The 14970-nt window shown below is 65.7% G+C and carries 11 protein-coding genes and 2 riboswitches; all 11 genes read left to right on the top strand.

Features of this window, described 5'->3' with window-relative positions:
* The first annotated feature begins 379 nt into the window (after positions 1–379).
* A complete protein-coding gene (locus tag NYE40_RS20905; RefSeq protein WP_084137120.1) occupies positions 380–1603 on the top strand; it encodes an MFS transporter in 1224 nt (407 codons plus the stop codon).
* 100 nt (positions 1604–1703) lie between these two features.
* Positions 1704–1804, top strand: a riboswitch (purine riboswitch).
* Between the two features lie 240 nt (positions 1805–2044).
* The gene (locus NYE40_RS20900; protein WP_028598673.1) at positions 2045–3433 is read left to right on the top strand and encodes an NCS2 family permease; all 1389 of its coding nucleotides are present in this window, start codon (positions 2045–2047) and stop codon (positions 3431–3433) included.
* A gap of 292 nt (positions 3434–3725) precedes the next feature.
* Complete coding sequence (locus NYE40_RS20895) at positions 3726–4295, top strand: nitroreductase (RefSeq protein ID WP_153784294.1); 570 nt, start codon at positions 3726–3728, stop codon at positions 4293–4295.
* Between the two features lie 488 nt (positions 4296–4783).
* Positions 4784–4883, top strand: a riboswitch (purine riboswitch).
* Between the two features lie 185 nt (positions 4884–5068).
* Positions 5069–5557: a 5-(carboxyamino)imidazole ribonucleotide mutase gene (purE, locus tag NYE40_RS20890; protein ID WP_028598677.1), complete on the top strand. Its 489-nt coding sequence runs from the start codon at positions 5069–5071 to the stop codon at positions 5555–5557.
* A gap of 44 nt (positions 5558–5601) precedes the next feature.
* Positions 5602–6786, top strand: a complete 1185-nt coding sequence (gene purK / locus NYE40_RS20885) for a 5-(carboxyamino)imidazole ribonucleotide synthase (RefSeq protein ID WP_339280089.1) — start codon at positions 5602–5604, stop codon at positions 6784–6786.
* 36 nt (positions 6787–6822) lie between these two features.
* A complete protein-coding gene (gene purB / locus NYE40_RS20880) occupies positions 6823–8118 on the top strand; it encodes an adenylosuccinate lyase (RefSeq protein ID WP_153784292.1) in 1296 nt (431 codons plus the stop codon).
* Between the two features lie 123 nt (positions 8119–8241).
* Positions 8242–9141 (top strand): phosphoribosylaminoimidazolesuccinocarboxamide synthase, encoded by a 900-nt coding sequence (locus tag NYE40_RS20875; protein WP_339278893.1) that lies wholly within the window; start codon positions 8242–8244, stop codon positions 9139–9141.
* A 1019-nt stretch (positions 9142–10160) separates the two neighbouring features.
* Entirely contained in the window at positions 10161–10403 is a 243-nt protein-coding gene (gene purS, locus NYE40_RS20870; protein ID WP_028598681.1) for a phosphoribosylformylglycinamidine synthase subunit PurS, read from the top strand.
* A 4-nt stretch (positions 10404–10407) separates the two neighbouring features.
* A complete protein-coding gene (purQ, locus tag NYE40_RS20865) occupies positions 10408–11103 on the top strand; it encodes a phosphoribosylformylglycinamidine synthase subunit PurQ (RefSeq protein ID WP_028598682.1) in 696 nt (231 codons plus the stop codon).
* Positions 11081–13330 carry a phosphoribosylformylglycinamidine synthase subunit PurL gene (gene purL / locus NYE40_RS20860; RefSeq protein WP_339278892.1) on the top strand — a complete coding sequence of 750 codons (2250 nt, stop codon included), beginning with the start codon at positions 11081–11083 and terminating at the stop codon, positions 13328–13330. Before purQ ends, purL begins: the two co-directional genes overlap by 23 nt.
* A complete protein-coding gene (gene purF / locus NYE40_RS20855) occupies positions 13315–14943 on the top strand; it encodes an amidophosphoribosyltransferase (protein WP_228551698.1) in 1629 nt (542 codons plus the stop codon). Before purL ends, purF begins: the two co-directional genes overlap by 16 nt.
* The last annotated feature ends 27 nt before the right edge of the window (positions 14944–14970 follow it).

Below are 14970 nucleotides of genomic sequence, written 5' to 3'. Positions count from 1 at the left end.
TTGACGCCATCAGTCTATTAAATGTTAAGAAAGTTTACAAGATGGACGATTGGCAGCAGGCGCCCTTCCGTCCGTAGCGGTTGGAAGTTTATTTCACGGAAGAATTCATGACATTATGGCTGTTGAAAGCATGAATTGGACAGTTTCTTCCAAATCCATCAAAAAAGGGCGGGTATGCTTCTCGGCAGCCCGCTCGAGCAACAGGCTTTCTTTTTGTGCAAGGACGGAACAACGGCTCGGCATCGGCCGGCCGTTCCTTTTTTGCATCAGCTTCATTATGGTAAAATTTAAGCGAATTTCGGACGAAAAAAATTTCTCCTGTCCGCAGCTTCGGGGAAATTTTTGCAAAGCGATCGAACGAAGGAGCCATCATCCCGACATGAATCCACCTGCTTCCGCCAGTCCGTTCCTCGAGCCGCCCGAGCGGCTCGTCAGCTACCGGCTGCTCGTGCTGCTCGCCGTCGTCGTCACGGCCGGAGCGAGCCAAGGGCTGCTGCTGCCGCTGCTCGCGATCCTGCTCGAGCGCGCGGGCGTGCCCGAGGACGTCAACGGCCTCAACTCGATGGCGCTTTACATCGGGACGTTCTCGACGATGTTCTTCATCGAGCGTCCGGTGCGGCGCTTCGGCTTCAAGGCCGTCATTGTGACGGGCATCGTCCTCATCACCGCCGCCACGCTGCTGTTCCCGCTGACGGCAGGCTCGCTGACGGCGTGGTTCCTGCTGCGCCTCGTCATCGGCGTCGGCGACAGCGGCATGCATTTCGCCACCCAGCTCTGGATGGTCAGCCGCGCGCCGGCGAGCCGCCGCGGCACCTTCATCTCGCTGTACGGCATGTCCTACGGCGTCGGCTTCAGCATCGGTCCACTCGGCATCAACCTGCTGCACTTCGGCGAAGCGGCGCCGTTCCTCGTCAGCGCCGGGCTGTACGCCGTCGTGCTGCTGCTCGCGCTCGGCCTGCCGGCCAAGGAGCGGCCGGAAGCGGCCGAGCCGGGCGAGGCGACGGGCGCCGCGCGCTACCTGAAGGTGTATCGGATCGCCTGGTACGCGCTGCTGCCGGCGATGCTGTACGGCATCATGGAAGCGTCGATGAACAGCAGCTTCCCGCTGTACGGCACGCAGATCGGCCTGAACCGCGAAGCGATCAGCGCGCTGCTGCCGGCGCTCGGCCTCGGCGGCCTGCTGCTGCAGCTGCCGCTCGGCTCGCTCAGCGACCGGATCGGCCGTCTGCCCGTGCTGATCGGCTGCGGGCTCGGAGGCGGCGTGCTGTTCGCCTGCATTCCGGCCGCGGGCGACAGCGTCGTCCTCGTCGCCGCGCTGCTGGCGCTGGCCGGCGGCCTCGTCGGCTCGTTCTTCTCGCTCGGCCTCGCTTATGCGGCCGACCAGCTGCCTCGCCATCTGCTGCCGGGAGCGAACGTGCTCGCCTCGATCCATTTCTCCGTCGGCAGCATCGCCGGTCCGGTCGTCGGCGGCTTCGGCCTCCGGTACGGCGCGGCCGGCAGCCTGTTCTGGCTGCTGGGCGGAGCGTTCCTGCTGTTCGGCATGATCGGGCTGGCGCTCGCGCGCCTGCGTCCTCCGGCCGCGGCCGCGGACGCCGAGCGCTGACGGTTTTTCCCGGATGTTGGATAATGTTCGGAAAATAAGCCGAAAATCAAAGAGATCGGTTGACTTATGTCGAAAATGAAGGTAAATTAGTTACGTTCTGATTGATATCCAACGCAACTTTCGTATAATTCCGGGGATCGGCCCGGAAGTCTCTACTCGGTCACCGTAAATGACCAGGCTACGAAAGTTCGGAGCGGAAGCCGCTTGCGCCCCGCTCGCTGTCGCCTTCATCGTCCGGCTGTTGCCGGCCGTCGGGGCGGCAGGGAGCGGAGCCGGGACCATTTCCGCTCCGGACGATCCGGGAGAGACGCTTCCGGCAGCTGCCCGCCAGCTGCCGCGCGCTCTCCTTTTTGCTTTTCCGAAAGCAAGGCCCGAGGCCGCTCCCGCGAAGGGAGCGCCTCGGGCGCCAGCCAATCCAACTGTCCAGGGGGGACAAGCAGCATGGAGCGCTTCTTCAAGCTCAAGGAAAACGGCACCACCATCCGCACCGAAATCATGGCCGGCCTCACGACGTTCATGACGATGGCCTACATCCTGGCCGTCAACCCGAGCATCCTCTCGGCGTCCGGCCTGAGCTGGACCGCAGTGTTCCTCGCGACTGCGCTGGCGGCAGGCATCTTCACGATCGCGATGGGCCTGTTCGTCAACTTCCCGGTCGCGCTCGCGCCGGGCATGGGCCTCAACGCCTACTTCGCCGCCACCATCATCGCCTCGCAGGGGACGGGCAATCCGATCTCGCCGGCGATGGGCCTGACCGCTGTCTTCATCTCCGGGATCATCTTCCTCATCCTGACGGTGACGCAGATCCGCCAGATGCTCATCACCGCCGTGCCGGACAGCCTCAAGCACGCGATCACGGTCGGCATCGGCCTGTTCATCGCCGTCGTCGGCCTCAAGAACAGCGGCATCATGACGATCGCCGCGGAGACCGCGGTCACCGACGTCGAAAAAGGCACCTTCACCAACCTGCTCAGCTTCGAGACGGTCATCCACATGGGCGACATCCATAACCCGTCCGTCTACCTGACGATCCTCGGCCTGCTGCTCATCGCCGTGCTGATGGTGCTGCGCGTGCCGGCCGCGTTCCTGTGGGGCATCCTCGGCACGACGCTCGTCGCCTGGCTCACGGGCAACCTGCCGACGATGGCGGAGAACCCGACGTGGCTGCCGGACTTCGGCGAGCTCAACTTCTGGCACTTCGACTTCGCCGGCGTCATGCAGGTCGGCCTCATCACCGTCGTGCTCACGTTCACGTTCGTCGAGCTGTTCGACACGTTCGGCACGCTCGTCGGCACGGCCAACCGCGCCGGCTTCATGAAAAATCCCGAGGAAGGCAAGAAGCGCGTCGGCAAAGCGATGTTCGTCGATGCGGTCGGCGTCAGCGGCGGCGCGATGCTCGGCACGAGCACCGTCACGGCCTTCGTCGAAAGCTCCTCCGGCATCGCCCAGGGCGGCCGCACCGGCCTGACGGCCGTCACGACCGGCATCTGCTTCCTGCTGTCGATCTTCCTCGCTCCGCTCGTGGCGCTCATCCCGGGCTCCGCGACGGCGGCGGCGCTCATCCTCGTCGGCCTGCTCATGATGCAGTCCGTCAAGGAGATCGACTTCCAGGACATGGTCTACGCCGTTCCTTCGTTCTTCATCATCATCATGATGCCGTTCACGTACAACATCGCCAACGGCATCAGCTTCGGCATCGTGTCGTACGTCCTGCTTGCGCTGCTGGCCAACCTGACCGGCAAAGCCGGCAAGAAATACAACATCCATCCGCTCATGTGGATTCTCGCCTTGCTGATCGTGCTCCGCTACCTGTACCTCGGAGCGGGCTGATCCCGCTCGGGTCCGCCGTCCTGTCCCGCCCAGGCGGGGAGGCCGGCGGACCGCCAGCCTGCGGCATGCAGCAGCCGCCTCTCGCGCCATTCGGCGCGCGGAGGCGGCTTTTTTGTTTTGGCTGAGGTGGCCGTCGTTCAACTCTATGCCGCGCGTCCTCCATAGTTGTTTGACTGCTGAATAATTAACTTTGCCCAAGGTTTCCACGGATCGCCCGGCTCGTTATAATAGAAGAAGCAATGTCCGAATGCATGGATGGTCCGGACCTGACTTTGCAGAGGAGGGGAAGCGGATGGAGCTGCAGCAAGCGATCCGGCAGCGGAGAAGCATCGGCAAGGTGCTGGATCTGCCGGTTGAGAAGGAGAAGATTGAGCGCATTCTGGAATCGGCGGTATGGGCCCCCAATCATCACCATACGGAGCCGTGGAAGTTTTTTGTCATGACGGGCGAAGGGCGGCGAGTGCTGGGCAGCGCTTATGCCAATGCGGCGCTCGATTCGCTGGCTGGACTGGATCCCGAGGAAAAGGAAGTCCGCCTGTCGCGAGAGGAAGCGAAGGCGATGCGTGCCCCGGTCGTCATCGCGGTCGCCTGCTCGCCCTCGACGAATCCCCGGGTCATCCGCTCGGAGGAGTTCGCGGCCGTCCATTGCGCCGTGCAGAACATGCTGCTGACGGCGCATGAGGAAGGGCTCGGCGCCGTCTGGCGCAGCGGCGAGCCGATGCATCATTCGTCGATGAAGTCGGCGTTCGGGCTCAAGGACGGAGAAGAGCTAGTCGGCTTCATCTACCTCGGCTATCCGGGCATGAACGTTCCGGAAGGGCGGCGCATCGCGGCCAAGGACAAGACGTTCTGGATGTCCTGACGTTCAAAATGGTTCGGATGGGGAGGATGGGCCGGTGCGGAACGATCGTTTTCGTGTCAGCTAACATCACATCCCCTTGAATGGAGATGTTCGGTTTTAAGGCGATGGAAGCCAACCTGCCATATTCGGCAGGTTGGCTTTTTTAGACCGGTTCGGCGGACCCGGGCCTGCCCTCTTCCGTCGAAAGCGCTTCCTGCCATGCGGCATCCAGAGCTTGCGGGAGGCGGAAAAGCTTGTGTCGCTGCGGCATGTCCCGTCGAAACGAAGCGCCAGGAAGCGGCCTCTGAGAGCGGCAGCAGCCTTCAGGACGGAAATGTTGAAAGACGAACTATGGATGGATATTATCTTCGCAATGTTCGCTTTCCGCAGTTGACAGTGCCAAGTCGGATTGGTACACTAGGAAAGCAAAGCGGGGCAGCCGGGTTTGGCTCGCCTCGCAGATGTCGAATCTTGGAATAGGGCGAGCAGGGACGCGCGGCGTCCGGGTTGCCCGATAATCGCATACTCCTCGTATATATTCGGGAATCGGCCCGAACGTTTCTACCCGGCGACCGGAATCGCCGGACTACGGGAAGAACCGAAGCTCCGCATAGGCGCTTCGGGCAGAGCGGCGCCGTTTCCGGCGCGCGTGTTTCGGCGCCCGGCCGCCGCGCCGCTCTGCGATCCCGCAGGCTGGACGGCCCTCCCGCCCTCTCTTCACGAGAGGGCGGAGCGTCTTTCGTTCCGCGGGATTTTTTTGTACCTCCATAATCAGGCGAAGGCGGGATGAAGAGATGGGTGCAAGCGTAGGCGTCATCATGGGCAGCAAGTCGGATTGGGAAACGATGAAGCTTGCATGCGAGGTGCTGGACGAGCTCGGCATCGCCTACGAGAAGCGGGTCGTGTCCGCCCACCGGACGCCGGACCTGATGTTCGACTACGCCGAGAGCGCCGCGGAGCGCGGGCTCAAGGTCATTATCGCGGGAGCCGGCGGAGCGGCTCATCTGCCCGGAATGGTCGCGTCCAAGACGCCTCTTCCGGTCATTGGCGTACCCGTCAAGTCGTCCGCGCTGAGCGGGATGGACTCGCTGCTGTCGATCGTGCAGATGCCGGCCGGGATTCCGGTCGCCACGGTGGCGATCGGCGCGGCCGGCGGCACCAACGCCGGCCTGCTGGCGGCGCAGATGCTCGGCGCCTTCGACCCGGCCGTGCAGGCGCGCGTCCAGGCGCGGCGGGATGCGACGCGCGAGCGGGTGCTCGCGAGCGGGGAGGAGCTGCTGTGAGCGCGCCCGGCAAGGACGCGGCGCTCGGTCCCGGCGGAGCGGCGGTGACGCCGGAGCAGGCCCGCGTCGTCTTGCCCGGCGCGACCGTAGGCGTGCTCGGCGGCGGGCAGCTCGGCCGCATGCTGGCGCTCGCCGGCAGCGCGATGGGCTATCGCTTCGTCGCCCTCGATCCCACCGAGGACGGCCCGGCCGCCCAGGTCGGCGGCGGCATCCGCGCCGCGTACGACGACCGCGAGGCGGCGCGGGAGCTGGCGGAGCGCTGCGACGTCATCACCTATGAGTTCGAGAATGTCGACGCCGGCGTCGCCTCGATGCTGATGGAGCAATCCTATGTGCCGCAGGGCAGCGAGCTGCTCTACACGACGCAGCATCGCCTGCGCGAGAAGCGCGCCGTCGAGGCGGCGGGCGCGCGCGTCGCTCCCTATGCGGAGATCCGCAGCGAGGACGAGCTGCGCGAGGCGGCAGCCCGGCTCGGGCTGCCGGCCGTGCTCAAGACGGCGACCGGCGGCTACGACGGCAAGGGCCAGTGGGTCATCCGCAGCGAGGAGGAGATTCCCGCCGCCTATGCCGAGCTGTCGCGGGCGGGCACGGATCTCGTGCTGGAGCAGTTCATCCGCTTCGCCAAGGAGCTGTCCGTCGTCGCGGCGCGCAGCTCGCTCGGCGAGGTGCGGGCGTTCCCGCCCGCGGAGAATGTCCACGTGGACAACATCCTCCACTTGTCGATCGTGCCGGCGCGGGTCGCGCCGGACGTGCTGGCGGAGGCGGAGCGGCTCGCGCTGCGCATCGTGGAGCAGCTGGGCGCGGTCGGCCTCGTCGCGGTCGAGCTGTTCCTGACGGCGGACGGCGAGCTGTACGTCAACGAGCTGGCGCCGCGCCCGCACAACAGCGGCCACTATACGATGGAAGCCTGCCGCACCTCGCAGTTCGAGCAGCATGTGCGCGCCGTCTGCGGGCTGCCGCTCGGCGATCCGTCGCTGCTGAGCCCGGTCGTCATGGCCAACCTGCTCGGCCAGCATGTCGAGCCGGCGATCGCTCGGCTGAGCGTCCGCGACAGCGAGGCGGAGCGCCTCGGCGTCGCGCCCAAGCTGCATCTGTACGGCAAGGCCGAGGCCAAGCCGGGCCGCAAGATGGGCCATGTGAACGTGCTGGCGCCGGATGCGGACGCCGCGCTTGCTTGGATTCAGGGAACCGGCATCTGGCAGGCGGAGAACGAAGCGATCGGATCCTAGGCAGTTCAATTTATAGACAAGGGTGTGGAAGACAACATGCTGGAGCGTTACAGCAGGCCCGAGATGCGGGCGATCTGGACGGAAGAGAACAAATTCAAGGCGTGGCTGGAGGTGGAGCTCTGCGCCTGCGAGGCGTGGGCCGAGCTCGGCGTCATTCCGCGGGAGGACGTCGCCGCGCTGCGCGAGAAGGCCGGCTTCGACATCGACCGGATCAGCGAGATCGAGCTGGAGACCCGCCATGACGTCATCGCCTTCACGCGCGCGGTGTCCGAGACGCTCGGACCGGAGCGCAAGTGGGTGCATTACGGCCTCACGTCGACCGACGTCGTCGACACGGCGACGGGCTATCTGCTGCGCCAGGCCAACGAGATCCTCGAGCGCGACGTCGTGAATTTCATCGAGATCCTGCGCGGCCAGGCGGTCGCCTACAAGGATACGGTCATGATGGGCCGCACGCATGGCGTGCATGCGGAGCCGACGACGTTCGGCCTCAAGCTGGCGCTCTGGTACGAGGAGATGAAGCGCAACCTGGAGCGCTTCCGCCATGCGGCGGACGGCGTCCAGTACGGCAAGATTTCCGGCGCGGTCGGCACGTACGCCAACATCGACCCGTTCGTCGAGGAGTTCGTCTGCCGCAAGCTCGGCACGAAGCCCGCGCCGATCAGCACGCAGACGCTGCAGCGCGACCGCCACGCCGAGTACATGGCGACGCTGGCGCTGATCGCCACCTCGCTGGACAAGTTCGCCACCGAGATCCGCGCGCTGCAGAAGAGCGAGTTCCGCGAGGTCGAGGAGCCGTTCGCCAAGGGCCAGAAGGGCTCGTCGGCGATGCCGCACAAGCGCAACCCGATCGGCTGCGAGAACATCTCCGGCCTGGCGCGCGTCATCCGCGGCCACATGATCAGCGCCTACGAGAACGTGCCGCTCTGGCATGAGCGCGACATCAGCCACTCCTCCGTGGAGCGCGTCATCCTGCCGGACGCGACGATGCTGCTCAACTACATGCTCAACCGCCTCGGCAACATCATCAAGAACCTGCAGGTGTTCCCGGACAATATGAAGCGAAACATGGGCCGCACGTTCGGCGTGCCGTTCTCCGGCCGCGTCATGACGATGCTGATCGACAAGGGCTTCAGCCGCGAGCAGGCGTACGACACCGTGCAGCCGCGCGCGATGCAGGCGTGGGAGGAGCAGCGCCAGTTCCGCGACATCATCGCGGAGACGCCGGAGATCACGGCCGCGCTGAGCGCTCAGGAGATCGACGACGCGTTCAACCCGAGCTGGCATCTCAAGCATGTCGACACGATCTTCCGCCGGCTGGAGCTGATCTAGGGGGCTTTTGCGGCGGCGGGCACCGTTCGCTCGCAAGGGATCGTCCGCTCGGGCGGCTGCAGGCTCGCTCAAGCGACCCATCGTTTTCGCTACATCCATCTCGCATTGGCAGGAGGAACCATCATGGCTGCAGCAACGCAGGCGCTATCGACGGCGGCAGGCCTCATCCAGGCGCCGCTGCTCTATAAAGGAAAGGTCCGAGAGCTCTACGATCTCGGCGAGCATTACCTGATCGTCGTCACCGACCGCATCAGCGCGTTCGACTACGTGCTCGATCCGCCCGTGCCGGACAAGGGCAGCGTGCTCAACCGGCTGAGCGCCTACTGGTTCGACCAGACGGCCGCGATCCAGCCGAACCATGTCGTCCATACGGATGTGGAGCGGCTGGGCGAGCTCGTCTCCGACAAGGACGCGCTGCGGGACCGCATCATGGTGACGCGCAAGGCGGAGCGGATCGACATCGAATGCGTCGTGCGCGGCTACATCACCGGCGGCGGCTGGCGCCAGTACGCGGCGACCGGCGAGATCAACGGCATCCCGCTGCCGGCGGGCCTGCGCAAGAACGAGCGCTTCGAGCGGCCGATCTTCACGCCTGCGGCCAAAAACGACGTCGGCCACGACGAGGACATTCCGTTCTCGCGGATGGAGGAGCTGGTCGGAGCGGACGTCGCCGCCCAGCTGCGCGACCGCAGCCTCACGCTGTACGAGTTCGCGCATGCGCGCTGCCTCGAGCAAGGCATTCTGCTGGCCGACTGCAAGTTCGAGTTCGGGCTCGTCGACGGGGAGATCATCCTGATCGACGAGATCTTCACGCCCGACAGCTCGCGCTTCTGGGCGCAGGACAAGTACGAGCTCGATACCGAGATCGACAGCATGGACAAAGAGCCGGTGCGGACGTATCTGCTCGGCTCCGACTGGGACAAGGACAGCAAGCCGGCCCCGCTGCCGGAGCCGGTCGTCGCCGCGACGACCGCCCGCTACCGCGCCATCTACCGCGCCATTACCGGCGAGGAGCTGAGCTGACCGCTATTCCGCGGAGCCGCAGCCGGATTTGATCGGGCTGTATGCACCCGGGGGCTCGAAGCAGAGGCTGCAACCCGGAAAAGTCCGGTTGCAGATGCTCGGAGGCCTGAGGCAGGCGCTGCAACCCGGAAAAGTCCGGTTGCAGATGCTCGGAGGCCAGAAGCAGGCGCTGTAACCCGACAAAATCGGGTTGCAGGAGCCCGTAGGCCAGAAGCAGGCGCTGCAGCCCGAAAAAATCGGGTTGCAGCGCGCCAATTGAGCAACTCGGCACCAGCAGGCGGTCGGCGGTCGGAGTTGTGCGGAAAAACCGAGTAACTCAGCACCAGCAGGCGGTCGGCGGTCGGAGTTGTGCGGAAAAACCGAGCAACTCAGCACCAGCAGGCGGTCGACGGTCGGAGTTGCGCGGAAAAACCGAGTAACTCAGCACCAGCAGGCGTTCGACAGTCGGAGATGCGCGGAAAAACCGAGTAACTCGGCACCAACAGGCGTTCGACGGTCGGAGTTGCGCGGAAAACCCGAGTAACTCGGCACCAGCAGGCGGTCTGCGGTCGGAGTTGCGCGGAAAAACCGAGTAACTCAGCACCAGCAGGCGTTCGACGGCCGGAGTTGCGCGAAAAAACCGAGTAACTCAGCACCAGCAGGCGTTCGACAGTCGGAGTTACGCGGAAAAACCGAGTAACTCGGCTCCGAGGAGCGCGACCGGTAGGCGTTAAGTCGAAAAAATCGAGCTGGTGAGCATTACGCAGGGAGCGGAGGGGACGGAAACCTCTTGGAGAAGCGGCAGCGGTTCCCTTGAAGGCCGGATTCCTTCCGTTTCGGAAAGGGAGATCGAGGAATCTGGGCTTCAGCGGAATCGGAAAGAGGTTCCGTCCCCGGAGCGGCGGCAGCGGATAGCTCCGGCGGCCCCAATCGTTCCGCCGCCCGCCCATCAGCCCGCAAGCAGCTTCACCCGACAAGCATTCAGCCCGACGAATCTTCAACCGCCTTGATAATCAATCCACTCAAGAGGAGTTGCCACGATGAAAGCAACCGTATACGTGACGATCAAGCAAAACGTGCTCGACCCGCAAGGAACGGCCGTCCAGGGAGCCCTGCACAGCATGGGCTTCGCGGAAGTGGACAAGGTCCGCATCGGCAAGTACCTGGAGCTGACCCTGGACACGACGGACCGCGCCGAGGCCGAGGAGCGCGTGCGCGCCATGTGCGAGAAGCTGCTGGCCAACACGGTCGTGGAAGACTACCGCTTCGAGCTGGAGGGCTGATCGGATGAAGTTCGCCGTCATCGTTTTCCCCGGATCGAACTGCGACATCGACTGCTACAAGGCGGTCGAAGAAACGATCGGGCAGTCCGTCGACTACGTCTGGCATACCGCCACGGACCTCTCCGCCTACGACGCGATCCTCGTGCCGGGCGGCTTCTCCTACGGCGACTACCTGCGCTGCGGCGCGATCGCCCGCTTCGCTCCGGTCATGGCCGAGGTCGTCAAGGCCGCCGAGGCCGGCAAGTACGTGCTGGGCATCTGCAACGGCTTCCAGATCCTGACCGAGGCCGGCCTGCTGCCGGGCGCGCTGCTGCGCAACCGCGACCTCAAGTTCCTTTGCCACCAATCGCCGCTCGAAGTCGTCAACGCGGCCACTCCGTTCACCAACCAGTACCGCGAGGGCGAGGTCATCTCGATCCCGATCGCCCACGGCGAAGGCAACTACTACTGCGACGACGAGACGCTGGCGCGGCTGCAAAAAAACAACCAGATCGTGTTCCGCTACGCCAGCGGCGGCAACCCGAACGGCTCGGTCCACGACATCGCCGGCATCTGCAGCGAGCGCGGCAACGTCGTCGGCATGATGCCGCATCCCGAGCGGGCGGTCAGCCAGCTGCTCGGCTCCGAGGACGGCAAGCGGATGTTCACATCGATTTTGAACGCATGGAGGGAACAGCATGACGCAGCAGTCAACAGCTAAGGCGTTGGAGCCGACGGCGGAGCAGATCGCCGAGCAGAAGATCTACCAGCAGTTCGGCGTGACGGACCACGAGTACGAGCTCATCTGCGGCTTCATGGGCCGCCTGCCCAACTACACCGAGATCGGCGTCTTCAGCGTCATGTGGTCGGAGCACTGCTCCTACAAAAACTCCAAGCCGATCCTCAAGAAATTCCCGATCACCGGCCCGAAGGTGCTCATGGGACCGGGCGAGGGCGCGGGCATCGTCGACATCGGCGACAACCAGGCCGTCGTGTTCAAGATCGAGTCGCATAACCACCCGTCCGCGGTCGAGCCTTACCAGGGCGCGGCGACGGGCGTCGGCGGCATCATCCGCGACATCTTCTCGATGGGAGCGCGTCCGGTCGCGCTGCTCAACAGCCTGCGCTTCGGCCGGCTGGAGAGCGACCGCGTCAAGTACCTGTTCGAGCATGTCGTCGGCGGCATCGCCGGCTACGGCAACTGCATCGGCATCCCGACGGTCGCGGGCGAGGTCATGTTCGACGAGAGCTACGAGGGCAACCCGCTCGTCAACGCGATGTGCGTCGGCCTGATCGACCATGACAAGATCCAGCGCGGCGTCGCCAAGGGCGTCGGCAACCCGGTGTTCTACGTCGGTCCGGCGACAGGCCGCGACGGCATCCACGGCGCGACGTTCGCGTCGGTCGAGCTGTCCGAGGAGTCCGAGGAGAAGCGCACGGCGGTGCAGGTCGGCGACCCGTTCATGGAAAAGCTCGTCATGGAATCGACGCTCGAGCTGATCGACTCCGGCATCGTGCTCGGCATCCAGGACATGGGCGCGGCGGGCCTCACCTGCTCCAGCGCCGAGATGGCTTCCAAGGCCGGCAACGGCCTCGAGCTGTACCTCGACGAGGTGCCGCAGCGCGAGGAAGGCATGACGCCGTACGAGATGATGCTGTCCGAGTCGCAGGAGCGCATGCTGTTCGTCGTCGCTCCGGAGCATGAGGCGCAGGCGCGCGAGATCTTCGAGCGCTGGGGCGTCATCTGCGCCAAGGTCGGCAAGGTGACCGACGACGGCCGCCTGCGGTTGTTCCACCAAGGCGAGCAGGTCGCCGACATGCCGGTCAAGGCGCTCGTGGACGAGTGCCCGGTATACAGCAAGCCTTCGCAGGAGCCGCCCTCCTATGCGGCGAGCGCGTCGATCGACACGGCCGCTTTCGAGGAGATCACGGATCTGACGGGCGCGCTCAAGGACGTGCTGGGCTCCCCGACGATCGCGAGCAAGGAATGGGTGTACCGTCAATACGACTACATGGTGCGCACGGGCACCGCGGTGCCTCCGGGCTCGGACGCGGCCGTCGTGCTCGTGCCGGGCACGCGCAAGGCGCTGGCGATGACGACCGACTGCAACGGCCGCTACGTCTACCTCGATCCCGAGGTCGGCGGCGCGATCGCGGTCGCCGAGGCGGCGCGCAACATCGTCTGCTCCGGCGCGCAGCCGCTGGCGATCACGGACAACCTCAACTTCGGCAGCCCGGAAAAGCCGGAGGTGTTCTGGCAGCTCGAAAAGGCGGCGGACGGCATGAGCGAGGCTTGCCGCGTGCTGGAGACGCCGGTCATCGGTGGCAACGTCAGCCTGTACAACGAGAACGCCAAAGGCGCGATCTACCCGACGCCGGTCATCGGCATGGTCGGCCTGATCGACGACATCGACTACATCACGACGCAGGAGTTCAAGCAGGCCGGCGACGCGATCATCCTGCTCGGCGAGACGCGCGCCGAATTCGGCGGCAGCGAGCTGCAGCAGGTGCGCGGCGGCAAGGCGGAGGGACGTCCCCCGGCGCTTGATCTGGCGGTCGAAAAGACGCTGCTGGACGCAGTCCAGGCGGCGATCCGCGCCGGCCTCGTCGCCTCGGCGCATGACCTGTCCGAGGGCGGCCTGGCGGCGGCGCTGGCGGAAGCGAGCTTCGGCCGCGGCCTCGGCGCGAGCGTGGACGTCGCGACGGAGCTGCGCGCCGACCACGCGCTGTTCAGCGAGTCGCAGTCGCGCATCCTGCTGAGCGCATCGCCGGAGCGCAAGGGCGAGCTGCTGGCGCTGCTCGCGGAGCGCGGCGTGCCGCATGCGGAGCTCGGCACGGTCGGCGGGGAGGAGCTGGACATCCGGGTGAACGGCCGGCCGGGCGTGCGCGCGGCGGTGTCGGAGCTGCGGAGCGTGTGGAAGGAAGCGATCCCATGCCTCATGAAGTAGCAGGCCTGGAGGTTCAGTCCGGCTCCCGCTGGGGCGAGGGCGCAGGCAGCGCCCCCGCCCTCCATGCTGACGGCACGGCGGCCTCCGGCGAGGCGCCTCCGGCGCTTGCCGCCGGGGGACGCTTCGCCGGCCCCGGCTCCGAGGAGCTGCGCGCGGTGTCGCGCGCCTGGGAGGACGCCCATTACAACGCGGGCATCGGCCGCGACGATATTTTCGACAAGCTCAAGGAAGAATGCGGCGTGTTCGGCGTGTTCGGCACGCCGGACGCCTCGTCGCTGGCGTACTACGGCCTGCACGCGCTGCAGCATCGCGGCGAGGAAAGCTCGGGCGTCTGCACGGTGGACAGCGCGACCGGCGGCTTCGCCTACCACCGCGGCATGGGCCTCGTCAAGGAAGTGTTCACGAGCGACATCCTCGCCTCGCTGCCGGGCGACCGCGCGATCGGGCATGTGCGCTACTCGACGTCCGGCGCGAGCCAGCTCGGCAACGCGCAGCCGCTCGTGTTCAAGTACCGCGACGGCGACCTGGCCGTGGCGACCAACGGCAACATCGTCAACGCGCCGTCGATCCGCCGCGAGCTGGAGAGCATGGGCTCGATCTTCCAGACGACGAGCGACACCGAGGTCATCGCCCATCTGATCGCGCGCTCGCCCAAGGACTTCGTGAGCGCGGCCCGAGACGCGCTGCGGCGCATCGTCGGCGGCTTTGCCTTCCTCATCATGACCAACGAGCGGCTGCTCGTCGCCTCCGATACGAACGGCCTGCGTCCGCTCGTCATGGGCCGGCTTGGCGACGGCTACGTGTTCGCCTCCGAGACCTGCGCGTTCGAGACGATCGGGGCCGAGTACGTGCGCGACGTGCAGCCTGGCGAGCTGCTCATCCTCGACGCGGACGGCCTGCGCGAGGAGCGCTTCGACGAGGAGGAGCGCCGCGCCAGCTGCGCGATGGAGTACATCTACTTCGCCCGGCCGGACAGCGACATTAACGAGGTCAACATCCACACGGCCCGCAAGCAGATGGGGCGCCGCCTCGCGGTCGAGGCGTTCGTGGACGCGGACATCGTCGTCGGCGTGCCGGACTCCAGCATCAGCGCGGCCATCGGCTACGCCGAGCAGACGGGCATTCCGTACGAGATGGGGCTCATCAAGAACAAGTACTCCGGCCGCACGTTCATCCAGCCTTCCCAGGAGCTGCGCGAGAAAGGCGTCAAGATGAAGCTGTCGGCCGTGCGCAAGATCGTGCAGGGCAAGCGCGTCGTCATGATCGACGACTCGATCGTGCGCGGCACGACGAGCCTGCGCATCGTCAACATGCTGCGCGAGGCCGGCGCGGCCGAGGTGCATGTGCGCATCAGCTCGCCGCCGTTCGCCAACCCGTGCTACTACGGCATCGACACGCCGGACCGGCGCGAGCTGATCGCCTCGTCCAAGACGGTCGAGGAGATCCGCGAGGCGATCAACGCCGACTCGCTCTACTTCCTGAGCGCCGAGGGGCTCATCGAGTCCGCCTCGGTGCCGGGCGACAGCAAGGGCGGCGGCCTGTGCCTCGCCTGCTTCAACAACGACTACCCGACCCCGGTCGACGAAAGCTCGGACAAGAGCTGCAGCTGCTAGAAGATCAAATTGCAGGGAGTGACAGGT

The organism is Paenibacillus sp. FSL W8-1187, assembly GCF_037965485.1.
Classification (GTDB): Bacteria; Bacillota; Bacilli; order Paenibacillales; family Paenibacillaceae; genus Paenibacillus_O; species Paenibacillus_O pasadenensis.
Note: the sequence above shows the minus strand (reverse complement) of the source record. Positions and strands in the feature narration are given on the sequence as shown.